This window comes from Azoarcus indigens, assembly GCF_004361735.1.
GTDB lineage: Bacteria > Pseudomonadota > Gammaproteobacteria > Burkholderiales > Rhodocyclaceae > Azoarcus > Azoarcus indigens.
Genome location: NZ_SNVV01000018.1, coordinates 4,605 through 29,809, shown reverse-complemented (window position 1 = coordinate 29,809; position 25,205 = coordinate 4,605). Strand labels below are relative to the sequence as shown.

Genomic DNA, 25,205 nt, shown 5'->3' with positions numbered 1-25,205 from the left:
TCGAGTAGGCGGGATTGCTTGCCGCAGAGCACAAATCCCGGCGAGGAGATCGTCATGAAATGCCCCCCCGTGTTGCCGACCGAGCCGGAGCGCATCAAGGCGCTGGCTGCCTATGGACTGGGCAGCGACCGTCCGCTTCCCAGCCTGGATCCGGTGGTGCAGATTGCCGCCTGCATGTTCGGCATGCCGGTGGCGGCGGTGAACATGATAGGCAGCGATCATGTGTTCTTCGCCGCCAGCACCGGGCTGGAAGGGGCCGACGTCAACATGAGCCGCGACGTCTCCTTCTGCGCCCATGCCATCACCCAGAACGGCGTGATGGTGGTGCCGGACGCGACGCAGGACGAGCGCTTCCACGACAACCCCCTGGTCACCGGCAGCGCCAACCTGCGTTTCTACGCCGGCGTGCCGCTCACCTCGCCGGAGGGCCATGCGCTGGGCGCGCTGTGCGTGATCGACGGCAAGCCCCATTACGATTTCTCGGAAGAGGACTGCCAGCGCCTGCGCGAGCTGGCCAGGATGGCCGCCGACCGGCTGGAACTGCGCCGGGTGGAGATCTCCACCGAGCAGGCAAAGCGCCCCTTCGAGGAATTCGCCCGCAACTCGCCGACCGCGGTGGTGTGGTTCGATGAACAGCGCAGCATCGTCGCCTGGAACGAGGCGGCGGCGAGGCTGCACGGCTATGCGGTGGAGCAGGGGGCCGGCCGCTCCATCGACACCCTGGTGCCGGAGCGCTATCGCGCCGGCATCGCCGATCTGGTTGCCCGCGCGGTGGCCTCCGGTTCGGTGGACGGCCTGACCATGCCTGCCGAGCTGCACGGCCTGCGCAAGGACGGCAGCGAGTTCCTGCTCGGCTTCTCCCTGTTCTGCTGGCGCGAGAACGGCATGCTCACCTTCAACGCCCATCTGCAGGACCTGACCGAGCGCCGGCGCGAGGAGGCGGAGCTGCACCGTATCGCCCACACCGACATCCTCACCGGCCTGGCCAACCGCGCTTGCTTCTACCGCCGCATGGAAGAGACGCTGACCCAGCCGCTGGCCGCGGCCGCGCTGATGGTGGATCTGGACGGCTTCAAGGATGTGAACGACACCCTGGGCCATGCGGTGGGCGACGGCATCCTGTGCGAGGTGGCGCGCCGGCTGGAGCAGGGCGTGGGGGCCGGCGACACGGTGGCGCGCATCGGCGGCGACGAGTTCGCCATCCTGCTGCCGGGCGTCGCCATTCCGGAACTGGCGATGGAGGTGGCGCGCACGCTGATGGCCCGCATCGCCGAGCCCATCCTGGTGGATGGCCATGAGGTGAGGGTGGCGGCCAGCTGTGGCGTGGCGGTGGCGCCGGAGCAGGCGCAGGAGGCGCTGGAACTGATCGGCGATGCCGACCTGGCCTTGTTCAAGGCCAAGAGCCTGGGCCGTGGCCAGTGCTTCCTCTTCGTTACCGCGCTGCGCATGGATGCGATGGCGCGGCGGCTGTACAACATCGAGCTGCACCGCGCGGTGAACGACGGCGAGTTCGTGCTCTTCTACCAGCCGCAGGTGCGGCTGTACGACGGCGAACTGGTGGGCGCGGAGGCGCTGATCCGCTGGCGCCATCCGCAGCGCGGCCTGCTGGCGCCGGCCGCCTTCCTGCCGGCGCTGGAGGGCGGGCCGCTGGCGGCCATCGTCGGCGCCTGGATCATCGACGAGGCATGCGCCCAGGCGGCGCAGTGGCGGCGCGCCGGGGCGGGGAGCTTCCGCATGGGGGTGAATCTGAGCGGTGCCCAGTTCCGTGTGGGCGATCTGGTGTCCCAGGTCATCGCCGCGCTGAACCGTCACGGCCTGCCGCCGGATGCACTGGAGCTGGAAGTCACCGAGAACATCGTGCTCGACAACGACGATGTGGTGCTGGAGATCCTGAAGCGGCTGCGCAACTACGGCGTCGGCGTGGCCTTCGACGATTTCGGCACCGGCTACGCCTCGCTCAGCCTGCTGAAGAGCTATCCGCTGAGCCGGATCAAGATAGACCGCTCCTTCGTCCAGGGCATGCTCGGCTCCGAGCGGGACGCATCGGTGATACGCGCCATCCTGGACATGGCGAACAGCTTCCAGCTGGAAACCATCGCCGAGGGCATAGAGGACGAGAACCAGATGCGCTGCCTCTATCGCTATGGCTGCGAGGAAGGCCAGGGCTATCTGTTCGGCAAACCGGTGTCCGCCACCGAGTTCGCCGAGCTGTTCGGCATCAGGCCGCTGCGGCAGGTCGCGGTACGTTGAGAGGAGGAGGCCGGCGTTGGGGCCGTGGCCCCGCCGCCGGCTCAACTCAGGCGGATGCAGCCCTTGCCGGCATGCTTCGCTTCGTACATGGCGGAGTCGGCGCGCTTCATCAGCACATCGGCGCTCTGGTTGGTATGCGGCTCGTGGATGGCCAGGCCGATGCTGACGCCCACCTGGGCGGTGTGGGTGTTGATGTGGATGGGTTGGGTGATGGCGTGGAGGATGCGTTCGGCGCACTTCATGGCCTGGTCGCTGTCGCTCGTCAGCCCTTCCAGCACCACGGTGAATTCGTCTCCCGCCAGCCGTACCAGGGTGTCGCTGCCGCGCGCCACCCGCCGCAGCCGTGCCGCGACTTCACGCAGCAACAGATCGCCGGTGTCGTGGCCGAAGGTGTCGTTCACCGCCTTGAAGCCATCCAGATCGAGGAAGAGCACCGCCAGCGCTGAGCCCCTGCGCCCGGCGCGCTCCATCGCGCCCGGCAGCATCTCGGTGAGGGCGCGGCGGTTGAGCAGGCCGGTGAGCGGGTCCATCAGCGCCTCCCGCTCGCGCAGGGCCTGCGCCTTGCGGCGGTCGGTGATGTCGTGCAGGAAGGCGCTGAATACGCGCTGGCCGTCGAGGTTGAGGGCGCGGATGCGAACTTCCACATGCAGCGAACTGCCGTCGCGTCGCAGCGCCGGCAACTCCAGGCGCTGGTCCACCACCTTGGATTCGCCGGTAGCGAGGTAATGCAGCATGCCCAGGCGGTGAGCCTCCCTCAGTTCGGGTGGCACGATGAGGTCGTGCAGCGACTGCCCAAGCGCTTCTTCCGCGCGCCAGCCGAAGGTGGCCTCCGCCTGCCTGTTCCAGCCGGTGACGGCGCCGGTGGCGTCTATGCTGATGTAGGCGTCGTTGGCGTTTTCGATGACGGAGCGCAGTTCGAGCTCGCGCTTGTTCAGCTGGCGGGTGCGCTCTTCCACCCGCTTCTCCAGTTCGAGCCGCAGACCTTCCAGCGCGGCTTCCGCCTCCTTGCGCGCCTGGATGTCGGTGAGGGTGGAGATGAAGTACTCCAGCTCGCCGCCGGGGGACTGCTTCTTGGTCACATTGAGATTGACCCACACCGTTCCGCCGCCTTTGCGCAGGTAGCGCTTCTCGATCTGGTAGCGGTCGATGTCGCCGGCAATCAGCTTGCGCAGGGCCTTGAGGTCGCTCTTCAGATCGTCCGGATGGGTGATGTCCTGGAAGGTCAGCCGTTGCAGTTCCTCACGGCTGTAGCCGGTGATCTCGCACACCGCGTCGTTCATGCTCAGCCAGCCGCCGCCGGGGGCGATGGTGGCAACGCCCACCGCGGCGCGCTCGAACACCGCGCGGAAGCGCGCTTCGCTCGCCTCCAGCACGTTGTCGGTGCGGCTGAGCTGTTTCTGCGCCAGGCTCACCGTCTCGCGCAGCTGCATCTCCTTGCTGGCGATGTCGGCCAGGTCCTGCAGCACTTCCAGCTGCTCCGCGCTGAGCTGGCGCGGGTGAGAATCGATGGCGCACAGGGTGCCCAGCGCCAGGCCGCCAACGGAGCGTATCGGCACGCCGGCGTAGAAGCGCACGCGGGGGCCGCCGGTGACCATGGGATGGTCGGCGAAGCGCTCGTCACGGGTGGCGTCTTCCACCACCATCGGCTGGGTGCCGAGGATGGCGTGGGCACAGAAGGACAGGTCGCGCGAGGTTTCGCTGTCGGTTACGCCGACGCGGGATTTGAACCACTGGCGCTCGCTGTCCACCAGCGAGATCAGCGCCATCGGTACCTTCAGCAGGTGGGAGACCAGCCGGGTGATGCGGTCGAATTCGGGCTCGGGATCGCTATCCAGCACATTCAGGGCGTGCAGCAGCCGGATACGTTCGACTTCGTCGGGTGGCAGAGGCGCTATGAGCATATCGGTCCAGGAGTGAGGGCTTGGCCAGAGGCCGCACGGCTGTCGCGAACGGGAAGCGATCCTGTCTGCAGTATAAGTAGGCCGGCGGGCCCTGTCGCCCGCGGGGGGCGGGCCGCTAGGCCGGGCCGCCTGTGGCGGGGCGGCTCAGCCCAGCGTGGTCTGGAGGTGGGAGACCGGTGCCGGTCGGCCCAGCAGATAGCCCTGGGCCTTGTTCACCTTGAGCTTGCGCAGCACGTCCAGCTCGCTCTGGGTCTCCACGCCCTCGGCGACGATCTTGCTGCCGGTTTCGGCGGCGAACTGGATCAGCGCCACCGCCAGCGCGCGGCGGGCGGGGTCGTGGTCTATGCCCTGGGTGAGGCTGATGTCCAGCTTGATGACGTCCGGCTTGAGCCGCAGGATGTGGCGGAAGCTGGCATAGCCGGCGCCGGCGTCGTCCACCGCCAGCGCCAGGCCGTGCTGGCGCAGGGGCGTGACGGCGCGGGTGAAGGCCTCGTAGTCGATGATGGATTCATGCTCGGTGATTTCCAGCACCATGCGGTCCAGCGGCCCGCGCTCCAGCACTTCGGCGATGCCGTCCCGCAGCAGCGTGGCCGGCGACACGTTGAGCGACATATAGGTGTGGGCCGGCAGCTGCGGCATGGCTTCCAGCGCCCGCTCTATCACCGCGACCTCCAACTCCGCCTGCAGGCCGGCCAGCCCCGCCTCGCGGAACCAGACATCCGGCGTGCGATACGGATCGGAAGAAAAGCGGGCGAGCGCCTCGTAGCCGATGATGCGGTGCTCCGGCACGTGGATGATGGGTTGGTAGACGATGGTGTAGTCGCGTGTTTCCAGCACGCGCTCTATGCGTTCGCGTATCGCCTCGGTGTCGTGCCGGCGGGAGGCATCCTGCTCCAGGCGGTGGGCGGTGAAGTCCGCCAACACCTTCATCATGCCGAGGTCGCGGTCGTTGAGGGAGTAGTCGGCAGTGAGGTTGAAGCAGCACAGGGTGCCGTAGACGCTGCCGTCGCTGAAGCAGATGGGCACGCTCAGATGGGCACCCACCGGCACCGCGCGGGTAGCGGCCAGCTCCAGCGCGGCGGGGAGTTCCTGGGCATTGTGGATGAGCTGCGGCAGGCGGCCCTCCACGATGCGCTGGCAGTAGCTTTCCTCCAGCGGCCCGCCACCGCCCACCTCTATCGGTACCGCCACCAGGCCGGAGTCTATCTGGCGGAAAACCCGCCGGCCGCCAGTGAATTCGGAGATGAATGCCACATCCATGCCGAGGTGGGCGCGGATGGAGCGCACCACGTCCTGCAGTACCTGCCCCAACGCGGTGGCGCTTTCGCCCTCCAGCCCCAGCATTGCACGTGCGAGCGCAGTCTTGCCCGGCAACAGCGCCTTGCTTGGAAGGGGGTCGCTCATTCCGATCTCCTGTAGGCGAAGCCGTGACGGGTGAAAAACCACGCAGCGCTACGTCATCCCGCTGTGTGTTGCACAGCATCGTTATAGTGGGTTTGCGGCCTTGCCGTGGGCCTGAGAGGCCGTACGGCAGGCGGGCCCGCGGCGGTGGCCGTGGCTTTCACCATCGGCCTGCAGCGGCCGGAGTTGAGGCGGTGCTCAGGCGCGGCGCGAGACCGTCGATGGAAGCCAGCAGCATGCTCGGGAGGAGGGATACGTTTCCCGCCGAGCTCTCCCCCTCCGCCTTGATCGGCCCGCCTCGAGCAGGGTCCCTGGCCCTACGCATATTGCGCTGGCCGGCGGGCGCCGAAGTGTGGATTTGTGCACGGTCCGCTCTCAGCCCGCTGCGCCGGGCACATTGGTCGCAGCCGCGTTCAGCCACAGTGCGGCGGCAAGCAGCAGGCCCAGCAAGGCCACCGCCAGGTTGAGGCCCATGCCCCAGGTGGCGCGGTAGCCAGGCGGGAACTCGGCGGGGGTCAGGGTGCGCAGCACCACCCGGTACTCGCGGCAGGAGTGCAGCGCGGCGGTGACGCCGAGCAGGATGAAGGCCAGCCCCAGCCACAGGGCGTAGCCCGGGTGCAGTGCTGCGTTGCGCTGCGGTGCCGCCAGTTCCAGCAGCAAGGCGCTGCGTTCGATGAGGAAACCGAAGGCGATCAGGGCCAGGCTGCTGCGGTTCCAGGCCAGCAGCGTGCGCTCGGCGGCGAACAGCACGCGTGGATCCTTGAGGTCGGACACGGGGGGACTCCAGGCAAGAGGAAGCAGGGGCGGAGTGTAAGACAGTGCTGCCGGCGCCACGGTCGCGGAGGTGCCGCTTGTATGCTTCGCCGCAGGGCTTCCGCTCACCAGCGGCCCACCGGGTGCTAGAACGAAACATCATGCGCGGCCCTCGCGGAGGCGGCCGGCGGCGAGCGGAACCCGCCGCCGGCAATACCGTGGCGGCCCTGGAACAGGACGGGAACATGCCCCGAATGCGCGGCGCCAGCCGCAGCCTGCTGCTGCTGGGCAGCCTCTTTCTTGCCGCCGGCCTGCTCGCCGCAGCCGGCGCCTGGGTGAAGTATTGGCGCGACAACGCCATCGCCGGCCAGGGGGCCTCGGCCACCGGCCAGATCGTGCGCAAGACCTTCCTCGCCGCCGCCGACGGCGATAGCGATTACCAGCTGGAATACTGGTTCGTGGCGCCTTCCGGGCAGCGGGTGGAGGCGGTGCGCAGCATAGGCGAGCGGCTGTGGAAGGCGCTGCCGGAAGAAGGGCCGGTGGAGGTGCTGTATGCGCCGGCCGATCCGCTGCAGAACTTTCCCCGCGGCGCCGGCCTGACTTCGGCCGGGCTGCCGCTCTTCCTTTCCGCGCTGGGCGCGCTGTTCATGCTGCTGGGCGGCGCCTTGCTGATGGTCTACTTCAGACCCCCGGGCGTGATCGGGCTGCCGCCGGCGCGGCGGGAATGAGGTGGCGGGCGGGATGCCCGGCTGCCGGCCCGTTCTCCTTCCACCTGCCGTCGGTCCGGTCGCGTACTCGGTAGCGCACTCGATAAGGCCCCGGCTAACGCTGCCCTGCGGCCTGGTATCTCAAGCGGTCCATACCTGTCCGCGCCTGTCCTCCACCCGCTTGGCCTTGTGGGTGGCGCGCGGCAGCGCTTCCGCCGCCAGGATGCTCACCTGCGCGCCAACGCCGGTGAGTGCCTTCACCCGTTCGCGCAGGCGCTCGGCCAGCGCCGCATCGCTGCCGGCGTAGGCGGCGCTGCGTTCGGCCTCGATGGTGAGGCGGTCGAGGTGGTCAGGGCGATCGACGATCAGCCGGTACTCGCCGCTGAAGTCCTGGTCCTGGCGGACGATGGCTTCGACGTCGCTGGGGAAGATGTTCACTCCGCGGATGATCAGCATGTCGTCGCGGCGGCCATGCACACCCAGCAGGCGCTGGCTGGTGCGGCCGCAGGCGCAGGGCTCGTCGGTGAAGCTGACGATGTCGCCGGTACGGAAGCGGATCAGCGGCCGGGCCCGCTTCTTGAGCGTGGTCAGCACCATCTCGCCGCGCTCGCCCGGGGCGACAGGCTCGCCGCTGTCCGGGTCCAGCACTTCCACCAGGATGTGGTCTTCCGCCCAATGCAGGCCGTTCTTCTCTTCGCACATGCCGGCGCAGGCGCCGAAGATGTCGGAGAGGCCGTAGTAGTCATAAACCTGCGCGCCCCACAGCGCCTCGATGCGGGCGCGGGTTTCTGGGATGGAGCCGCCCGGCTCGCCGGCGACGAAGATGCGCCGCACCGCCAGCTCCGTGCGCGGGTCCAGCCCTTCCTTCTGCGCCGTCTCGCCCAGGTACCAGGCGTAGGAGGGCGTGGTCCAGATGGCGGTGGCCTGGAACTGCTTGAGGATGGCGAGCAGGCGCTCCGAGGGCACGGTGCCGGCGTGGATGGTGAGCGCGCCCAGCTTCTGCGCGCCGAGCACGCAGGGACCGCCGATGAACAGCGAGAAGTTGAGCGAGTGGGCGTAGCGATCGTGCGGGCGCAGGCCGGAGGACCAGAACTGGCGCGCCTCATAGTCTATCCAGTCGTCGAAATCCTGCTGGGTGAAGGGCGACACCGTGGGCACGCCGGTGGAGCCGGAAGAGGCGGAAACGTAGACCACTTCCCGCTCGGGCACCGCCGCAAGGTCGCCCAGCAACGGCTGGGCCTCCTGGCGTTCGCGCAGGATCTTCTTGTCCAGGGTGGGGAAGCGGCGCAGGTCGTCCAGGCTGCGCAGCTGCTCCGGCCGCACGCCGGCGGCCTCGAAGCTGGCGCGGTAGTAGGGCGAATTGTCATAGGCGTGGCGCAGGTGGCGCTGCAGCAGCTCCAGCTTGAGGGCGTTCCAGGCGGCGCGGGACTGGGTTTCGAGCGCCGGGTCCCAGTACTTGCGATCGGTATCGTTCGTCATGGTCGGGAAAGGAAAGGGGTAAGGCGGCTGGATGCGTGCCGGCCTGCGACCGGACGCGCATGCGGATTCCGGCCGGGAGCGCCGGTGCTGGGGTGATGTCTGGCCGGGCTGTAGCGCCCGGTCTGCGGCGGCGGGCGCTGGATCTGCCGCGCTGCCGCCGTCCTGGAATCAGGCGATGGCTGCCTTCAGCCGCCCTTGCCGTGGGCGGCCTGCCAGACGGGGAAGGGCGCTTCCTCGTAGCCGGCTTCGGCGACATAGCGCGTCAGCTGACGCCATTCGGCGACGGAGAGCGCGCTGCCGGTCTGGCGGGCGACCGGCAGGCCGTCGAGGTCGTAGAACACCAGGGTCGGCAGGGCGAATACCCGCTCGTCGCGGGCGAAGCCGGCAAGGGTGGTGGCCTGGCCTTCGAAGTTGGTGAGGGCGCCGGGTTCGTCCGCCATCAGCGAGACGGCGACGAAGCTGCGGCGGAAGTCCTGGCGCAGGGCGGCGTCCTGCAGCGTGGTGGCGCGCAGCTTGGCGCATTCGCCGCAGCCATTCATTTCGTACAGCACCGCCACGCCCTTGCGGCCCTGCTTGCGGGCCTCGGCGAGCGCGGCGGAGAGGTCGGCGGTGCCGGGGAAGAAGCCGTCGCCATGCGCCTTGGTGGCGGTAGCCGGCGCGGAGCCGCCGGCATGCGCGCCACTTTCGCCGAACAACAGGAAGGCCAGCAGCAGGGCGACGCCGACCAGCCCTATCCACAGGCCGCGGCCGAGCAGGGTTTCGCGGCCGGCCTGCAGGCCGGGCGGCAGGGGCAGCGGCTCGCCGGGAATGAGCTCCGGGCGCTCCGGCGGCAACTCCGGCACGGTGGGGTCGGCGAAGGTGTTGCGGGGAGGCTTGGGGGAGCTCATGACCTTCTTACCTCAGCCAGAACAGGGCGCGGTGGCGCAGGGCATCGAGCAGGCTCATGACCGCCCAGGTGACCGCGCCGGTGTAGAGGATGCCGGCCACCATGCGCGGGTAGTCGGCGAAGTCGGCGTAGTACTGCACGAAGCGGCCCAGGCCGGCGTTGGCGCCGAACAGCTCGGCCACGGTGAGCAGGATGAAGGAGAAGCCCAGGCCCACCGCCATGCCGGAGAAGATGTGCGGCAGCGCGGCCGGGAACACCACCTTGCGCAGGGTTTCCAGGCGGGAGAAGCCGAGCACGCGGGCGTTGTCGCGGTGGCGGCCTTCCACTGCCAGCGCGCCGGCGGCGGCGTTCTGGAAGATGGGCCAGAAGGCGCCGAGGAAGACGACAAAGGTGGCCGACAGGTGGAAGGTCGGCAGCACCGCGATGGCGTAGGGGATGAACACCGTGGGCGGGATAGGCGCCGCCACCTTGGCGAAAGGGAAGAAGGCGCGCGCCAGCCGCGGCGTGGTGCCGCACAGCAGGCCCAGTGCCACCCCCAGCACCAGGGCGAGGCCGAAACCGGGAATCAGGATCAGGAAGGAGGACACGGTGCCGCGGCCCAGTTCCGGCAGCGACTGCCACAAGGCGTCGAAGACGATGGCCGGCGTCGGCAGCAGGGGGTTGCCCTGGCCGGCGAGAGAAGCGCCTATCAGCTGCCAGGCAACAAGCAGCACGGCGGCCAGCAGCAAGGGTTCCCAGGCGAAGGGGGCACGCTTGCGCGCCTGGGCGGCAGCGTCCGATTGGGCCGGGGCGGCGAGCGTGTTCTGCTCGGATGACATTCAGTACTCCTTGGCTGCAACAGCTGCGATGGCCGCCGGGTGGGCCGCCAGCGGCGTGAAAACGGGTGGCCGGAGCTGCCGGCCGGGGTGAAACGGGGCCGCGGGCCGTGCCTGCCGTACAGCGCCGCGGCCGGGAAGGGCGCGGTGCTGCTCGGAGGGGGCGGCGCGGCAGGTGCTCATGCCGGGTCCAGATGGGCCAGGGTGTCGGCGTCCAGCGCGTCGGTGATGCGTTCACGCAAGGCGTGGAAGCTGTCGTCGCCCAGCAGGGCGGCGCGGCGGCGCGGGCGCGGGAAGGGCACCGTGTGCTCGGCGATGATGCGGCCGGGCGAAGCGCCCATCACCACCACGCGGTCGGCCAGCAGCAGGGCCTCGTCCACATCGTGGGTGACGAAGATCACCGTGCGCCGGGGCTGGCCGCGCTCCCACACTTCCACCAGCAGATCCTGCAGGCGGGCGCGGTTCACCGGGTCCAGCGCGCCGAAGGGCTCGTCCATCAGCAGGAAGGGCGACTCCAGCGCCAGCGCGCGGGCAATGGCGGCGCGCTGCTGCATGCCGCCGGAGAGTTCGAAAGGATGACGGGCGGCGGCCTCGCCGAGGCCGACGCGGTCCAGTTGCTCCCAGGCGCGGCGGCGGCGCTCGGCGCGGTCCAGCTTGGGATGGGCCTTGGCGACCGCCTCGGCGACGTTGTCGCCCACCGTCATCCAGGGGAACAGCGAGTAGTTCTGGAAGACCACCGCGCGGTCCGGACCCGGCCCGGCGACCTCATGGCCGCCGGCACTGATGCGGCCGCGAGCGGGCTTCTCCAGCCCGGCCAGCAGCCGCAGCAGCGTGGACTTGCCGGAGCCGCTGGGGCCGAGCAGGGCGACGAACTCGCCGCCCGCCACCGTCAGGTCTATGCCCTGCAGGATGAGCTGCTCACCGTAGGCGAAGGCCAGCCCATTCACCTGCAGGTCGTTGCCGCCGTGTCCGCCGCGGGTGCTCACAGAACGTTCCTGGCCTTCTCCGCCTGGAGCTTTTCCTTCCAGTACGGATCCTTGGGGTTTTCCTTGGCCAGCTTTTCCAGCGCGCGGTGGTAGGGGCCGGTTTCGAAGATGGGTTCCAGCGGACGGGTGCCATCGACGAATTCGGCTTCGACCAGCGTGGTCCAGAACTTCTGCGTGCCCTTCACGTTGGGGTCGCTGGTCTGGTCCAGGTGCGGGGAGTAGTAGCCCTGTTCCAGGATGTCGCGGTCCAGCTTCACGTACTTCTGGATGGAGTCGATGGTTTCCTTGCGGTTCTGGGCGGCGAACTTCTCCGCCTTCAGGATGGCGCGCAGGAAGCGGTCCCAGGTGTCGCCCTTGGCCGCGCGGTCGGACTTCACCACCAGGCGGCAGCAGGGGTGGCCCGGCTGCACGTCGGAGGAGCGGATGACGACCTTCAGGCCCTGGCGTTCGGCGCGGATGTCATGCGGACCCCACACCACGCCGGCGTCCACCTGGCCGGACTTCACCGCTTCCAGCACCGCCGGCGGGTTCTTCAATTCGAAGATCTGGACGTCGTTCTTCCAGTTCAGCTTCTCGTCCTTCAGCGCCGCGCGCAGCACCGCGTCGCCGGTGGCGAGGCGGATGGTGGCGATCTTCTTGCCGCGCAGGTCGGCCACGGTCTTGATCGTGCCGGCGTTTTCCGGCTTGACGATGATGGCGGCGTCTTCACCCATGATGCCGCCGATGATCTTCAGCTCGGAGCCGCGGGCGTAATGCACCAGCGGGGCGGCGGTGCCGAAGGCGCCCACGTCCAGCTTGTTGGCCACCACCGCGTTGAGGCCGTCGGCGGAGTTCACGAATTCCACCAACTCCACGTCCAGGCCCTCTTCCTTGAAGAAGCCCTGTTCCTTGGCGACGAAGAACTTGGCGTGGCCGGTGACCGGCAGATAGCCCACCTTCAGCGATTCGGCCAGCGCGCTGCCGGCGGCGAGGGCGAGGATGAGGCCGGCGAGGCCGGCGCGTAGGCGTTGTCCGGTGCGGTGTCCGCTTTGCATGCTTGCTCCCTTGGTTTTTGCTGTCTCGCCGCATGTTCCCCAATGGAACAGGCGCGAAAAGGTCGGGAGTTTAGTGCGGAAGTTTGACGGCTGAAATAATAATAAATGTGTTCTTAATCACTATTGGCAATATGGGGGAAGGGTACCGAAAGCCGCGCCAGCAGTGGATCTCCACGCTGGCAGACAGGATGCCGCGCCCTTTCATGCCATCCGTATAGGCCGGATGAGGGGGAGCGCCGTAGAGGGGCTTGCCGGCGCGCGGCCGGGGATGACGCGCCGCATCACTTCCGCCCGGCGCCTGCGGGGGCGCCTGCCTGCACGGCGTCCGGATGCGTGGCTCGCGCGGCGGCTACTATTCGCTGCACTGCCTTGCCGCCTCCGGGAGCCGTCGATGTCCTTGCTCAGCCGTTATGCCTTCTTCGCCTGCTGTGTGCTGTTCACCCTGGCCTGCGTGCCCTTCCTGCAGCACGACTGGCTGTGGCCCTTCGCCCTCGCCAGCGCCTTGCTGAGCCTGGTGGGGGTATGGGACTTGCTGCAGAAGCGCCACGCGGTACGGCGCAACTACCCGGTGCTGGGCAACATCCGCTACCTGATGGAGGCGATACGGCCGGAGATCCGCCAGTACCTGCTGGAGGCGGACCGGGAGCAGCTGCCTTTCTCCCGCGCCCAGCGCTCGCTGGTATATGCGCGGGCGAAGAACGAGGGCGCGGACAAGCCCTTCGGCACGCTGGTGGATGTCTATGACAACCACTTCGAGTTCATCAACCACTCGATACGGCCGGCGCCGCCGCGCGATCCGGCGGCGTTCCGCGTCGCCATCGGCGGGCCGCAGTGCAGCCAGCCTTACTCGGCCTCCATCTTCAACATTTCGGCGATGAGCTTCGGCTCGCTCAGCGCCAACGCCATCCGCGCGCTGAACAAGGGCGCGCGCCTGGGCGGCTTCGCTCACGACACCGGCGAGGGCAGCATCAGCCCCTATCACCGTGAGCACGGCGGCGACCTGATCTGGGAGCTGGGCAGCGGCTATTTCGGCTGCCGCAAGCCGGACGGCAGCTTCGACCCGGAGGCCTTCGCCCGCCAGGCGCGCGATCCGCAGGTGAAGATGGTGGAGATCAAGCTCAGCCAGGGCGCCAAGCCCGGCCACGGCGGCATCCTGCCGAAGAAGAAGATCACCCCGGAAATCGCCGCCACCCGCGGCGTGTCCATGGACGAGGACTGCGTGTCGCCGGCCGCCCACAGCGCCTTCTCCACGCCCATCGAGTTGCTGCAGTTCATCGCCCGCCTGCGCGAACTCTCCGGCGGCAAGCCCACCGGCTTCAAGTTCTGTCTGGGCCACGGCTGGGAGTTCATGGCCATCGCCAAGGCCATGCTGGAGGCCGGCATCACGCCGGACTTCATCGTGGTCGATGGCAAGGAGGGCGGCACCGGCGCCGCGCCGCTGGAATTCACCGACCACCTCGGCGTGCCGATGCGCGAAGGCGTGCTCTTCGTGCACAACACCCTGGTCGGGCTGCGGCTGCGGGACAAGATCAAGATTGGTGCGAGCGGCAAGATCGTCAGCGCCTTCGACATCGCCCGCGCGCTGGCCTTCGGCGCGGACTGGGCGAACTCGGCGCGCGGCTTCATGTTCGCCATCGGCTGCATCCAGAGCCAGTCCTGCCACACCAACCGCTGCCCCACCGGCGTCGCCACCCAGGACAAGCTGCGCCAGCGCGCGCTGGTGGTGGAGGACAAGGCGGAGCGGGTGTTCAACTTCCACCGCAACACCCTGAAGGCGCTGGCCGAGATGCTGGCCGCCGCCGGCCTCACCCATCCCGCCCAACTGGACGCCAACCACCTGGTGCAGCGCCTGTCCGCCAGCGAAATCCGCCTCTACGCCCAGCTTCACACCTTCCTCAAGCCCGGCGAGCTGCTGGAGGGCAGGGTGGAAGGGCGCTTCTACGAACGCTCCTGGGAAATGGCGCGGGCGGACAGCTTCGATCCCGTGGGCGCCTAGTGTTTCAGCCTGCCCGGTTTCAGCCTGCCCGCGGTGGGGTGTGCAGGCGCTCGGCCATAGGCAGGGAGGCGTGCCTGGAAGGCCTGTGGCTGCTGACATTCAACCGGATCTCCCCTGTGTTGCTCTGCAGCGAGACTGAATAAGCAACGCAAAAAATAGTATTGGAAGTTATAAGAGGCCTTCTGCAAATTATCCCGACGACGCGAGGGAATACCTGGAACGGGTAGCCGCGATTCGGGAGAAAACAATGAGGGCATTGGTAGTTGGAGCCGACCGGGTGGATGCCATCCGGGCGGAACTTGAGCGGGCGGCGCACCTGGGCGTGAGCCGCACCGAACATTGGTCGGGCCGCCATGTGGGCGACAAGCGCCGGCCGATTCCCATCGATACCCGCCTGGTGGTCGTGCTCTGCGACCGCATCAACCACGACCTGCTGTACAGCGTGCGCCGGCAGGCTGCCAGCCGCGGCCTGCCGGTGGTGTATTGCCGCCATTCGCTGGTGGACATGCGCGACAAGCTCGCCCGTGTCGTGCCCGGCGCCACCGAATGCGCCGCCGCCGGCTGCCCGGTGGAGATGCAGCGCAAGGGCAAAGCGAACTAGGCCCGGCGCCAGCTCATCCGCGCCCTATTGCCGCTAGCTGCGGTCCCGCCCGGTCTGCCCACCGCTTTCCCTTTTCCGCATCCCGCTTCAACACCTCGACGCCGCCCGCACCCTGCCCGGAAGCAGGGACGCGGCGCGGGATTCACCCCGACACGCAAGGAGCCATTCATGTCCATCCAGTCCATCAACGTGCGCAACCAGTTCCGCGGCCGCATCAAGGAGATCATCCGCGGCCCGGTGGTTTCGGAGATCGACGTCGAGACGCCGCACGGCCTCGTCACCTCGGTGATCACCACCCGCTCGGTGGATGAGCTGCAACTGCAGCTCGGCAGCGAGGTGATCGCCCTGGTGAAGTCCACCGAAGTGTCCATCGCCAAGGTTTGAGGAGCACGCCATGAGCATCCTGACGCTGGCCGGCAGCCCGGCCGCCTCCTCGCGCTCGCGGGCGCTGCTGGAATGGATAGGCGCCCGCCTGGGCCGCAGCGGCGAGCGGGTGGACAGCCTGGCGGTGCGCGATCTGCCGGCGGAGGACCTGCTGTTCGCCCGCGCCGACACGCAGGCCTTGCAGGCGGCGCTGGCCAAGGTGGAACGCGCCCAGGCGCTGGTCATCTCCACGCCGGTCTACAAGGCCGCCTACAGCGGCGCGCTCAAGACCTTCCTCGACCTGCTGCCGCAGAAGGGCCTGGCCGGCAAGGTGGTGCTGCCGGTGGTCACCGGCGGCTCGGTGGCCCACACCCTGGCGGTGGAGTACGCGCTGAAGCCGGTGCTGGCGGCGCTGGATGCACGGGTGGTGCTGAACGGCGTGTTCATCGCCGACAGCCAGCTCGAATACACGCCGGACGGACTGCGCATCGCCGGCGAGGCCGAGAGCCGGCTGCACGAGGCGCTGGACCGCTTCGAGGATGCCGCCCTGCGCTTCCGCTGGCCGCTCGCCGGGCCGCGCAGCGCGGTCGCGGTCGAGTCCGCGTTTCCGCTGCCGGTCAGCGGCTGAAGGCCGCAGCTGAGCCCACCACCCGTTTTCGTAGAAACGCAGCACTTCCATCGAGCAGCGCTCGTACAGGAGTTCATCCAGATGAAGACCGTTTCCCCCCGCCGGCGCCTGCTGCGCCTGGCCCTCAAGACTTCCGCCGCCATCGTTGCCGTGGCGGCGCTGGGCGGCGTGCCCGCCCATGCGCAGCAGAAGGAGATCCGCATCGGCTGGCAGAAGGGTTCCACCCTGTCCATCGTCAAGGCGCGCGGCAACCTGGACGAGCGCCTGAAGGCGGAGGGCGTGAAGGTGAGCTGGACGGAATTCCCCGCCGGCCCGCAGATGCTGGAAGGCCTCAACGTCGGCAGCATAGACATCGGCGTGGTCGGCGAGACGCCGCCGGTGTTCGCCCAGGCCGCCGGCGCGGACCTGGTCTATGTCGGCAACGAGCCGCCGGCGCCGCGCGCCGAGAAGATCCTGGTGCCCAAGGATTCGGCGATCAAGTCGCTGGCCGAGCTGAAGGGCAGGAAGGTGGCGCTGAACAAGGGCTCCAACGTGCATTACCTGCTGGTGAAGGCGCTGGAGAGCGGCGGGCTGAAGTACAGCGACGTGGAGGTCGCCTTCCTCACGCCGGCCGACGCCCGCGCCGCCTTCGAGAAAGGCGCGGTGGATGCCTGGGCCATCTGGGACCCCTTCGGCGCCGCCGCCGAAGCGCAGATCGGCGCCCGCATCCTGGCCGACGGCAACGGCATCGTGAACAACTACAACTTCTACATCGCCGCCCGCAGCTTCGTGAACAAGCATCCGGAGGTGCTGGCCTCGGCGCTGGTGGCGATCAACGAGACCGGCACCTGGGTGGGCAAGAACCAGCGCGACGCGGCCGCCATCGTCGCGCCGCAGATCGGCCTGCCGGTGGAAGTGGCCGCGGTGTCCGTCTCCCGCTACGGCTACGGCGTCAAGCCGCTGAGCGATGACGTGGTGAAGCACCAGCAGCAGATGGCCGACACCCTGTTCGAACTCAAGCTCATCCCCAAGAAGCTGGACGTGGCCTCCGCCGTGTGGCGGCCGGCGCCCTGATGCCAGCCGGCGCGGTTGCCGGCGCAAGCCGCGCGCCGCGCCTCCTGTCTTTCCCTGCGCCTCTCCCCGGCCCGAGAGCCCGACCGATCATCCCTTTTCCGGAGACTTCCGTGAGTCAGGACACGCCGCTCAACATCTTCTGGTTCCTTCCCACCCATGGCGACGGCCGCTACCTGGGCACCGCCCACCAGGCCCGCGCGGTGGATCACAACTACCTCAAGCAGATCGCGCAGGCCGCCGACGGCCTGGGCTACGGCGGGGTGCTCATCCCCACCGGCCGCTCCTGCGAGGATTCCTGGATTGTCGCCTCCAGCCTCATCCCGGTGACGCGCAAGCTGAAGTTCCTGGTGGCGCTGCGGCCGGCGACCATCTCGCCAACGGTGGCGGCGCGCCAGACCGCCACGCTGGACCGCCTCTCCGAAGGCCGGCTGCTGGTGAACGTGGTGGCCGGCGGTGACGCCTCCGACCTCGAAGCCGACGGCATCTTCCTCGGCCACGACGAGCGCTACGAACACGCCGACGAGTTCCTCGACGTGTGGAAGCGCCTGCTCTCCGGCGAAACGGTGGATTACGACGGCAAGTACGTGAAGGTGAAGGGCGCGCGCCAGCTCTTCCCGCCGCTGCAGCAGCCGCATCCGCCGCTGTTCTTCGGCGGCTCTTCCGACCGTGCCCACGACACCGCCGCCAAGCATGTGGAGCTCTACCTCTCCTGGGGGGAGCCGCCGGAAGAGGTGGCGCGCAAGTTCGCCGACGTGAGGAAGCGCGCCGAGAAGGAAGGCCGCCAGGTGCGCTTCGGCGTGCGCCTGCATGTGATCCCGCGCGAAACCGAGGCCGAAGCCTGGCAGGCGGCGGACGAACTCATCCGCTACCTGGACGACGACACCATCGCCAACGCCCAGGCCTCGCTCGGCCGCATGGATTCCGAGGGCCAGCGCCGCATGCGCGAGCTGCACGGCGGCGACCGCAGCAGGCTGGAAGTGGCGCCCAACCTGTGGGCCGGCGTCGGCCTGGTGCGCGGCGGCGCCGGCACCGCGCTGGTGGGCGACGGCAAGATCATCGCCGAGCGCCTGAAGGAATACGCCGCGCTGGGCGCCGACACTTTCGTGCTCTCCGGCTACCCGCACCTGGAGGAAGCCTACCGCTTCGCCGAACTGGTCTTCCCCCACATCAAGCTCGCCGGCGCCGAAAGCACGCTGCCGGACGGCCTGCGCAAGGCGCCGACGCTGATCAGCCCCTTCGGCGAGATGGTGGCCAACGACCTCTATCCCAAGGCCCTTTACCCAAAGGCCTCGGCCAGCTGAGCCGGGCGCCATGAAACCGGGCAGGGCGCCTGCCGCCTTGCCCGGGCTTCCCCACAGGACACGGAAATGAACAACAAAGACGTATTGCCGGAGCGCAGGCACACGCTGCAGCGCAAGCCCGGCACCACCCGGCGCAAAACCCTGCAGGCCCTGGGCGGCCTCGCCGCGCTGGCGCTGCTGCCCGCTGCTGTCCCCCTGGCCCGCGCCGCCGCCTGGGAAGGCAAGGCGCTGCGCATCGGCTACCAGAAATCCTCCACCCTCACCGTGCTGCTGAAAACGCGCGGCTCGCTGGAGCGCCGGCTGGCGCCGCTGGGGCTGAAGGTGGAGTGGTACGAATTCACCAGCGGCTTGCCGCTGCTGGAGGCGCTCAACATCGGCAGCCTGGAGTTCAGCGCCGACGTGGCCGACACCGTGCCGGTGTTCGCCCAGGCCGCCGGCGCCCGCCTCACCTACGTCGCCCAGGAAACGCCGTCGCCCGCCGCGCAGGCCATCGTCGTGCCGGAAGCCTCGCCCATCCGCAGCCTGGCAGACCTCAAGGGCCGCAAGATCGGCCTGGCCAAGGGCGCCGGCGCCCACTACCTGCTGATCGCTGCGCTCGCCAGCGTCGGCCTCACGGTGAAGGACGTGGAAGTCGCCTACCTGCCTCCTGCCGATGGCCGTGCCGCCTTCGAGCGCGGCGCCATCGACGCGTGGTCCATCTGGGACCCCTTCCTCGCCGGTGTGCAGCGCCAGTCCAAGGTGCGCCTGCTGACCGGCGAGCCGGCGGTGGCGCAGTACAAGCGCTACTACCTCGCTGCCGACGCCTTCGCCGAAGCGCGGCCGGACGTGCTGGCGGTACTGTTCGAGGAGCTGCGCGAAGTCGGCCGCTGGGTCAAGGCCAGCCCGAAGGAAGCCGCGGCCCTGCTGTCGCCGGTATGGGGCCTGGATGCGGACACGGTGGAACTCGCCAACAGCCGCCGCAGTTACGAGCTGCGGGCGGTAACGCCGGATCAACTGGGCGAGCAGCAGCGGATCGCGGATGCCTTCTTCGCCGAGAAGCTGCTGCCTAAGAAGGTGGTGGCGACCGAGGTGAGGATCTGGACGCCGGGTTGAGGTGCGGGATGGCCCGAGGCGGGCTCCGCTGCCCGCGGTTCCGCCTCGATCGGCGTGGCTGCCGGCCAGAGGGGCCGGCATCGCCGCCCGATAAAGCATCGCCCCCCAAGGCTGGACGAATCCCCCTGACGAGAGAGCCCGAACCATGAGCAAACCCAAATCCCCCGCCCGCCAGCGCTGGCGCGGCCTGCTGCCCTGGCTGGTGCCGGTGCTGATCGTTGCCCTGTGGCAGCTGGCGGCGCAGGTAGGCTGGCTGTCCACCCGCATCCTGCCGGCGCCCTGGGCGGTGCTGCGGGCCGGTTATGAGCTGGCGCTGTCCGGCGAGCTGTTCACCCACCTGGGCGCCAGCTTTGCCCGCGCCGCCACCGGCTTCGCCATCGGCGGCGGCATCGGCTTCTTCTTCGGCCTCATCAACGGCGGCTACCGGCTGGCGGAGCACCTGTTCGACACCACCCTGCAGATGGTGCGCAATGTGCCCCACCTGGCGCTGATCCCGCTGGTCATCCTGTGGTTCGGCATCGGCGAGGAGGGCAAGCTCTTCCTCGTCGCGCTGGGCGTGTTCTTCCCCATCTACCTCAACACCTTCCACGGCATCCGCGCGGTGGATCCGGCGCTGGTGGAGATGGGGCGCTCCTACGGCCTCAACGGCTGGGCGCTGTTCCGCCAGGTGATCCTGCCGGGCGCGCTGCCCAACATCCTGGTCGGCGTGCGCTATGCGCTGGGCTTCATGTGGCTGACGCTGATCGTGGCCGAGACCATTTCCGCCACCTCGGGCATCGGCTACATGGCGATGAACGCGCGCGAGTTCCTGCAGACCGACATCGTGGTACTCGCCATCCTCCTTTACGCGGTGCTCGGCAAGCTTGCCGACGTCGCCGCCCGTCTGCTGGAGCGCACCTGGCTGCGCTGGAACAGCGCCTACCAGCCCGCCTGAGGAACCCGGATCATGAGTGGAATCGACCGCAAGGAATTCGAGCGCGTGGCCGAGCAGGGCCTGCGTCCGGCCAATGGCGTGGCGGTGCAGGTGCAGGGCGCGGAGCGCCGCTTCGGCGAGCGCACCGTACTGAGCACGCTGAACCTGGACATCCGCCCCGGCGAGTTCGTCGCCATCGTCGGCAAGAGCGGCTGCGGCAAGAGTACGCTGCTGCGCCTGCTGGCCGGGCTGGATGAAGCGGACGGCGGCGCGCTCAGCATCAACGGCAAGCCGGTGCGCGGGCTGGACGACGACACCCGCATCATGTTCCAGGATGCCCGCCTGCTGCCGTGGAAGAAGGTGGTGGAGAACGTCGCCCTCGGCCTGCCCGGCAAGAAGTGGGCGGTGTGGGAGGCGGCGCGCAAGGCGCTCGCCCAGGTCGGCTTGGCCGACCGCGCCGGGGAATGGCCGACCCGCCTCTCCGGCGGCCAGCGTCAGCGTGTCGCCCTGGCTCGGGCGCTGGTGCACCGGCCGCGCCTGCTGCTGCTGGATGAACCGCTGGGCGCGCTGGATGCGCTCACCCGCATCGAGATGCAGCGCTTGATCGAGCAGCTGTGGCGGGAGCACGGCTTCACCGCGGTGTTGGTCACCCACGACGTCGGCGAGGCGGTGGCGCTGGCCGACCGCATCGTGCTGATCGAGGACGGCCGCATCGCGCTGGACCAGCGTGTCGAACTGCCGCGCCCGCGCTCCCGCGGCGACGCCGCCTATGCCGCGCTGGAGGGCAGGGTGCTGGACCGCCTGCTCACCGTGCAGGCGCTCAACGCCCGCAACCAGGTGCGCGGCAAGGTGGTGGCGATACGCAGCGACGAGGTGCTGTCCGAAGTGGAGATCGAGGTGGTGAGCGCTGACGGCCGCCGCGACAGCGTCATCTCCACCCTCACCACCCGCAATCTGCGCGAACACCCGCTGGAGGTGGGCGCCGAGGTGGTGGCGGTGTTCAAGTCCAACGAAGTGGCGCTGGCCTTGCCGCGCTGAGCGGGCGGGCGCCGGACTACTCTATCGCTACGGCGGCTCTGCCCTGTTTGCTCGGGAACAGGTCGGTATGGTCCGAGTAGATCAACAAGGCATTCGCATTCGGAATGAGGTTCATCGGCTCCAGCGCGACGAAGAACGGGCCTTGCTTGCCGCATTGATCTCACATGTACAGATGGGAACGCAGCCGCCACTCGCCAGGCGCGTGAATAGCGGCACGGCGGGAGCTTGATGTATGGAGGGAGACCGCTGGATAGCCCGGGAGATTGATGGGGGCCGGGCCACCCCTGGGGGCCAGTCCGCCTGCGACATTCAATATCCTGCTGAATGCATTTGACATTGAAGCGTCTCCTCTGTTTCAAGCGATAGATCGTTATGCGCTGCTTGCATCGATTCGAAGCAGTGACCCCCAATGCAATAGTCAATGTCGAGCGGATTTCCAGATCTTCGCTTGGCTTTTCATTGAGCCATTGCCTTCGGCCAATTCGCCGAGGCGGCAATTTCTTATGTATATGCGATGTCCATGCGATCCTGGATGCCCTTGTTCTGAAAGTCGACCGGGCGTGGCCGGGCTAAACGTGCCTCGAATCGGCGCTGGCCGGAGCCCTGAGTCATCTGCCTGGAGAACGGGGGGCGGATGACCGCGCCGCCAGAACCCGCTTGGGAAAGACCGGTGCGCTGCCGCTTGCACTGGCGCATATCGATCCCGCCTGTGTCCGTGCTCATTCATTCCCGAGGGTGAGCAGGCTTCCTTTGCCCTCGGTCAACGTCCCTGGAACTTCCTGGTGCCACAGTGCGAGAGCCGCGCCATATGGTCATCTCCGGGTAAGGGTGCGAACCGGCTTCCTGTCATGCCCGATTTCATGCGTGGCATATGGTGTTCAGGTTTTGCCGTTTCCGGTCGTAAAGCGACGGGGCGGGGCGGAAGACTCCGCCCCTGCTGTCTCGGCCCGCCGGCCCCCCTGCGGGCGGCGCCGACAACATCCACGCGTTACCCGGCTCATGCGGAGGGGCCAAATCATGTTTCGAAATATGGGATTGAAGGGCCGGCTGCTCGTACTTGTCGCAATTGCGCTGGTCGGGCTGGTCGGCCTGGCCGGCGTGCAGGCCTTGCATCTGCGCAGCCAGTTGATGGACGACCGCAAGGCGACGCTGAAGGCGACCATGGACCTCGCGGTGTCCACGGTGAAGTCCTTCCAGGCGCGCGAGGCCAAGGGCGAACTGAGCCGTGAGGAAGCCCAGCGCCGCGCCACCGAGGTGCTGCGCGATATGCGCTTTCTCGGCAACGAATACTTCTATGTGTATGACAGCAAGGCCATGGGCGTCATGCACCCGATACAGGCGGACTACGTCGGCCGCAGCCACTGGGACCGCAAGGACAAATCCGGCCAGTACGTGATGCGGGCGCTGATAGACGCCGCGCTCAGTGGCAAGGGCTACGTGCAGAGCTTCACCGCCCGGCCGGGCAGCGATGAACAGGTGCCCAAGCTGCACTACCTGGAGCACTTCCAGCCCTGGGACTGGGTGCTGGGCACCGGCCTCTACATCGACGACCTGGACCGCACCTTCCACGCTCAGCTGCTCAAATCCGCCATCGGCGTGCTGGTGGCGATCCTGCTGGTAGGGCTGGCGGCCTGGGCCATCACCCGCGCCATCTTCAACCAGATCGGCGGTGAGCCGCTGCTGGCGACGCACCTGATGGAGCGCGCCAGCCAGGGCGACCTCACCGCCAGCGTCGGCCGGGTGCCGCCTGGCAGCCTGCTGGCCTCGCTGGAAACCATGATGAGCGGGCTGCGCGGCATGGTGGCCGGCGTCGGCGGCAACGCCCACACCCTCATCGGCAGCGCCAGCCACATCGCCGAAGCGGCCGACCAGGTGGCGCTGGCGGCGCGCAACCAGTCCGACGCCACCTCGGCCATGGCCGCCGCGGTGGAGCAGATGACGGTGAGCATCAACCACATCTCCCAGAGCGCGCAGGACACCGAAGACAGCTCCGCCACCGCCGCCGAAAAGGCTTCCGAGGGCGAGCAGCGGGTGAGCCAGGCAGCGCAAGAAATCGGCAAGATCTCCGACAGCGTCACCGCGGCCGCCACCGCCATCCGCCAGCTGGAAGCGCGGGCGGGCGAAATCAGCACGGTCACCGGCGTCATCCGCGACATCGCCGCCCAGACCAATCTGCTGGCGCTGAATGCCGCCATCGAAGCCGCCCGCGCCGGCGAGCAGGGCCGAGGTTTCGCGGTAGTGGCCGACGAGGTGCGTGGCCTGGCCGAGCGCACTGCCACCGCGACAGTGCAGATCGGCGACATGGTGGGCGCCATTCAGAGCGAGACCGGCGCCGCGGTTTCCGCCATGGATGCGGTGTTGCCACAGGTGGAACACGGCGTCGGCCTGGCGCACGATGCTGCCGCCTCCCTGCGCGCCATCCGCGAAGGCGCGGCCGCCACGCTGGAACGTATCCGCGAGGTGGCGCTGGCGACCCGGGAACAGAGCGCCGCCAGCACTGCCATCGCCCAGCAGGTGGAGACCATCGCCCAGATGGTGGAGGAAACCAGCGCGGCGATGGCTAGCACCGCCGATTCCGCCAAGTCCGCCGAGCGGGTGGCGGACGACCTCAACAGTATGGTGGCGCGCTTCCGCTGCTGAGCCTCGTGGCAGGGCCAGCCGCCTGCGCCGGCTCTGCTGGATATCTTTCCCGCGCGGCGGTGGCGGAGCGCGGAAATGCTCGTGCCCCGGGCCTCTCCCGCGGCACCGCTTTCCAACATCATTTATCCGGCTCCCCGCCGCATCCGGCGGACGGGCTGCCGCTACCTGCGCCGGTTTTTCTCCCTCCCGCCAACCGGATGGTGCCGCGGAACTATTTCATAGCTAGTCCATAAGCAATACGTTCAGGATGCGTTCCGGCCAGCCTGGGAAGGGCTGGCGGCGGCGGGGAAGGGGGTTCTCCGCCGCCAGCGCGCCACCAGCAATTGCCGGGGCGTGGACTAGTCTTGGATCATCGTCGCCCGCCCACGGAGGGGTCTGCATCATGTTCGAAAAACTGGGTTTGAGGGGGCGCCTGATCGTCCTGGTAGGGGTGGCGCTGGCAGGTCTGGTCTGTCTTGCCGGCGCGCAGGTGATACATCTGCGCGGCCAGATGCTGGAAGACCGCAAGGCCACCCTGCATGCCGCGGTGGACATGGCAATGTCGGTCGTGAAGGACATGCAGGCCCGCGAGCAGAAAGGCGAGCTCAGCCGGGAAGAAGCCCAGCAGCGCGCCAAGGAGGTGCTGCGCTCCATGCGCTACCTCGGCAACGAATACTTCTACGTCTACGACAGCAAGGGCATGGGCGTGATGCACGCCACCCAGCCCGATTACGAAGGCGTCAACCATTGGGAGCGGAAGGACAAATCCGGCCAGTACATCGTGCGCCAACTGGTCGGCGCCGCCACCGGCAGTGGCTATGTAGAGACCTTCAGCCGGCGCCCGGGCAGCGATGTGCAGGTGCCCAAGCTGCAGCATCTGGCCTATTCCCAGCCCTGGGACTGGGCGGTCGGCACCGGCCTCTACCTGGATGACCTCGACGCCATGTTCCGCAACGAACTGCTCAAGGTCGGCATCGGCATACTGGTAATGTTCCTGCTGGTAGGCGCCTCCGCCTGGGCCATCACCCGCGCCATCCTGCGCCAGATCGGCGGCGAACCGCTGGTGGCGATGCGCTTGATGGAGCGCGCCAGCGAAGGCGACCTCACCGCCGAAGTCGGCAAGGTGCCGCCTGGCAGCCTGCTGGCCTCGCTGGACAAGATGCTGATAGGCCTGCGCGGCATGGTTACCGGCGTCGGCAGCAATGCCCGCACCCTGGTCGGCAACGCCGGCCACATCGCCGAAGCCGCGGACCAGGTGGCGCTGGCGGCACGCACCCAGTCGGATGCCACCTCGGCCATGGCCGCCGCGGTGGAGCAGATGACGGTGAGCATCAACCACATCTCCCAGAGCGCGCAGGACACCGAAGACAGCTCCGCCACCGCCGCCGA

At 68.5% G+C, this 25,205-nt stretch carries 21 protein-coding genes; 13 read left to right on the top strand and 8 right to left on the bottom strand.

Annotated elements, in window-relative coordinates:
• Positions 1-54: 54 nt before the first annotated feature.
• On the top strand, positions 55-2,250 hold the full coding sequence (locus tag C7389_RS17880) for a putative bifunctional diguanylate cyclase/phosphodiesterase (RefSeq protein WP_133594013.1): 2,196 nt from the start codon (positions 55-57) through the stop codon (positions 2,248-2,250).
• A gap of 41 nt (positions 2,251-2,291) precedes the next feature.
• Here the strand turns inward: C7389_RS17880 and C7389_RS17875 are convergent, their stop codons facing one another.
• From C7389_RS17875 to C7389_RS17865, 3 genes are all read right to left on the bottom strand, one after another.
• Positions 2,292-4,151, bottom strand: coding sequence for a PAS domain S-box protein (locus C7389_RS17875; protein ID WP_133594012.1), 1,860 nt, complete (start codon positions 4,149-4,151; stop codon positions 2,292-2,294).
• Between the two features lie 144 nt (positions 4,152-4,295).
• Positions 4,296-5,555, bottom strand: a complete 1,260-nt coding sequence (locus tag C7389_RS17870) for a sensor domain-containing phosphodiesterase (protein WP_133594011.1) — start codon at positions 5,553-5,555, stop codon at positions 4,296-4,298.
• Between the two features lie 372 nt (positions 5,556-5,927).
• A complete protein-coding gene (locus C7389_RS17865; protein WP_133594010.1) occupies positions 5,928-6,326 on the bottom strand; it encodes a YidH family protein in 399 nt (132 codons plus the stop codon).
• A gap of 224 nt (positions 6,327-6,550) precedes the next feature.
• On the opposite strand from C7389_RS17865, the gene C7389_RS17860 reads away from it, so the two are divergent.
• A complete protein-coding gene (locus C7389_RS17860; protein WP_162851778.1) occupies positions 6,551-7,033 on the top strand; it encodes a DUF3592 domain-containing protein in 483 nt (160 codons plus the stop codon).
• Positions 7,034-7,153: 120 nt separating this feature from the next.
• Here C7389_RS17860 and C7389_RS17855 read toward each other — a convergent pair whose 3' ends face one another.
• From C7389_RS17855 to C7389_RS17835, 5 genes are all read right to left on the bottom strand, one after another.
• Positions 7,154-8,491, bottom strand: coding sequence for a phenylacetate--CoA ligase family protein (locus C7389_RS17855; RefSeq protein ID WP_133594008.1), 1,338 nt, complete (start codon positions 8,489-8,491; stop codon positions 7,154-7,156).
• Between the two features lie 185 nt (positions 8,492-8,676).
• Positions 8,677-9,378, bottom strand: a complete 702-nt coding sequence (locus tag C7389_RS17850; protein WP_133594007.1) for a thioredoxin family protein — start codon at positions 9,376-9,378, stop codon at positions 8,677-8,679.
• 7 nt (positions 9,379-9,385) lie between these two features.
• Positions 9,386-10,195, bottom strand: coding sequence for an ABC transporter permease (locus tag C7389_RS17845; protein ID WP_133594006.1), 810 nt, complete (start codon positions 10,193-10,195; stop codon positions 9,386-9,388).
• A 176-nt stretch (positions 10,196-10,371) separates the two neighbouring features.
• A complete protein-coding gene (locus tag C7389_RS17840) occupies positions 10,372-11,178 on the bottom strand; it encodes an ABC transporter ATP-binding protein (protein WP_133594005.1) in 807 nt (268 codons plus the stop codon).
• The gene (locus tag C7389_RS17835; RefSeq protein WP_133594004.1) at positions 11,175-12,212 is read right to left on the bottom strand and encodes an ABC transporter substrate-binding protein; all 1,038 of its coding nucleotides are present in this window, start codon (positions 12,210-12,212) and stop codon (positions 11,175-11,177) included. Before C7389_RS17835 ends, C7389_RS17840 begins: the two co-directional genes overlap by 4 nt.
• 391 nt (positions 12,213-12,603) lie before the next feature.
• Here C7389_RS17835 and C7389_RS17830 point away from each other — a divergent pair, with 391 nt between their 5' ends.
• The 11 genes from C7389_RS17830 to C7389_RS24930 all read left to right on the top strand — a co-directional run.
• On the top strand, positions 12,604-14,208 hold the full coding sequence (locus C7389_RS17830; protein ID WP_133594003.1) for an FMN-binding glutamate synthase family protein: 1,605 nt from the start codon (positions 12,604-12,606) through the stop codon (positions 14,206-14,208).
• A 247-nt stretch (positions 14,209-14,455) separates the two neighbouring features.
• On the top strand, positions 14,456-14,809 hold the full coding sequence (locus C7389_RS17825; protein WP_246034867.1) for a DUF2325 domain-containing protein: 354 nt from the start codon (positions 14,456-14,458) through the stop codon (positions 14,807-14,809).
• A 168-nt stretch (positions 14,810-14,977) separates the two neighbouring features.
• Positions 14,978-15,193, top strand: a complete 216-nt coding sequence (locus C7389_RS17820; protein WP_133594002.1) for a TOBE domain-containing protein — start codon at positions 14,978-14,980, stop codon at positions 15,191-15,193.
• A gap of 10 nt (positions 15,194-15,203) precedes the next feature.
• On the top strand, positions 15,204-15,800 hold the full coding sequence (gene ssuE / locus C7389_RS17815) for an NADPH-dependent FMN reductase (RefSeq protein ID WP_133593999.1): 597 nt from the start codon (positions 15,204-15,206) through the stop codon (positions 15,798-15,800).
• 81 nt (positions 15,801-15,881) lie between these two features.
• Positions 15,882-16,853 carry a sulfonate ABC transporter substrate-binding protein gene (locus tag C7389_RS17810; protein WP_133593997.1) on the top strand — a complete coding sequence of 324 codons (972 nt, stop codon included), beginning with the start codon at positions 15,882-15,884 and terminating at the stop codon, positions 16,851-16,853.
• 110 nt (positions 16,854-16,963) lie between these two features.
• On the top strand, positions 16,964-18,154 hold the full coding sequence (gene ssuD / locus C7389_RS17805) for an FMNH2-dependent alkanesulfonate monooxygenase (protein ID WP_133593995.1): 1,191 nt from the start codon (positions 16,964-16,966) through the stop codon (positions 18,152-18,154).
• A gap of 66 nt (positions 18,155-18,220) precedes the next feature.
• Complete coding sequence (locus C7389_RS17800; RefSeq protein ID WP_133593993.1) at positions 18,221-19,246, top strand: aliphatic sulfonate ABC transporter substrate-binding protein; 1,026 nt, start codon at positions 18,221-18,223, stop codon at positions 19,244-19,246.
• A gap of 145 nt (positions 19,247-19,391) precedes the next feature.
• Positions 19,392-20,180 (top strand): aliphatic sulfonate ABC transporter permease SsuC, encoded by a 789-nt coding sequence (gene ssuC, locus C7389_RS17795; protein WP_133593991.1) that lies wholly within the window; start codon positions 19,392-19,394, stop codon positions 20,178-20,180.
• 12 nt (positions 20,181-20,192) lie between these two features.
• Entirely contained in the window at positions 20,193-21,197 is a 1,005-nt protein-coding gene (locus C7389_RS17790) for an ATP-binding cassette domain-containing protein (RefSeq protein WP_133593989.1), read from the top strand.
• Between the two features lie 1,017 nt (positions 21,198-22,214).
• Positions 22,215-23,837: a methyl-accepting chemotaxis protein gene (locus tag C7389_RS17785; RefSeq protein WP_133593987.1), complete on the top strand. Its 1,623-nt coding sequence runs from the start codon at positions 22,215-22,217 to the stop codon at positions 23,835-23,837.
• A 382-nt stretch (positions 23,838-24,219) separates the two neighbouring features.
• On the top strand, positions 24,220-25,205 hold a 986-nt coding region (locus C7389_RS24930), incomplete at its 3' end, for a cache domain-containing protein (protein WP_162851777.1).

Excerpts from the sequence above, each read along its gene's own strand:
- C7389_RS17880 (WP_133594013.1), top strand. The coding sequence starts at position 55 with ATGAAATGCCCCCCCGTGTTGCCGACCGAGCCGGAGCGCATCAAGGCG.
- C7389_RS17875 (WP_133594012.1), bottom strand. The coding sequence starts at position 4,151 with ATGCTCATAGCGCCTCTGCCACCCGACGAAGTCGAACGTATCCGGCTG.
- C7389_RS17870 (WP_133594011.1), bottom strand. The coding sequence starts at position 5,555 with ATGAGCGACCCCCTTCCAAGCAAGGCGCTGTTGCCGGGCAAGACTGCG.
- C7389_RS17860 (WP_162851778.1), top strand. The coding sequence starts at position 6,551 with ATGCCCCGAATGCGCGGCGCCAGCCGCAGCCTGCTGCTGCTGGGCAGC.
- C7389_RS17855 (WP_133594008.1), bottom strand. The coding sequence starts at position 8,491 with ATGACGAACGATACCGATCGCAAGTACTGGGACCCGGCGCTCGAAACC.
- C7389_RS17850 (WP_133594007.1), bottom strand. The coding sequence starts at position 9,378 with ATGAGCTCCCCCAAGCCTCCCCGCAACACCTTCGCCGACCCCACCGTG.
- C7389_RS17845 (WP_133594006.1), bottom strand. The coding sequence starts at position 10,195 with ATGTCATCCGAGCAGAACACGCTCGCCGCCCCGGCCCAATCGGACGCT.
- C7389_RS17835 (WP_133594004.1), bottom strand. The coding sequence starts at position 12,212 with ATGCAAAGCGGACACCGCACCGGACAACGCCTACGCGCCGGCCTCGCC.
- C7389_RS17830 (WP_133594003.1), top strand. The coding sequence starts at position 12,604 with ATGTCCTTGCTCAGCCGTTATGCCTTCTTCGCCTGCTGTGTGCTGTTC.
- C7389_RS17825 (WP_246034867.1), top strand. The coding sequence starts at position 14,456 with ATGAGGGCATTGGTAGTTGGAGCCGACCGGGTGGATGCCATCCGGGCG.
- C7389_RS17820 (WP_133594002.1), top strand. The coding sequence starts at position 14,978 with ATGTCCATCCAGTCCATCAACGTGCGCAACCAGTTCCGCGGCCGCATC.
- ssuE (WP_133593999.1), top strand. The coding sequence starts at position 15,204 with ATGAGCATCCTGACGCTGGCCGGCAGCCCGGCCGCCTCCTCGCGCTCG.
- C7389_RS17810 (WP_133593997.1), top strand. The coding sequence starts at position 15,882 with ATGAAGACCGTTTCCCCCCGCCGGCGCCTGCTGCGCCTGGCCCTCAAG.
- C7389_RS17800 (WP_133593993.1), top strand. The coding sequence starts at position 18,221 with ATGAACAACAAAGACGTATTGCCGGAGCGCAGGCACACGCTGCAGCGC.
- ssuC (WP_133593991.1), top strand. The coding sequence starts at position 19,392 with ATGAGCAAACCCAAATCCCCCGCCCGCCAGCGCTGGCGCGGCCTGCTG.
- C7389_RS17790 (WP_133593989.1), top strand. The coding sequence starts at position 20,193 with ATGAGTGGAATCGACCGCAAGGAATTCGAGCGCGTGGCCGAGCAGGGC.
- C7389_RS17785 (WP_133593987.1), top strand. The coding sequence starts at position 22,215 with ATGTTTCGAAATATGGGATTGAAGGGCCGGCTGCTCGTACTTGTCGCA.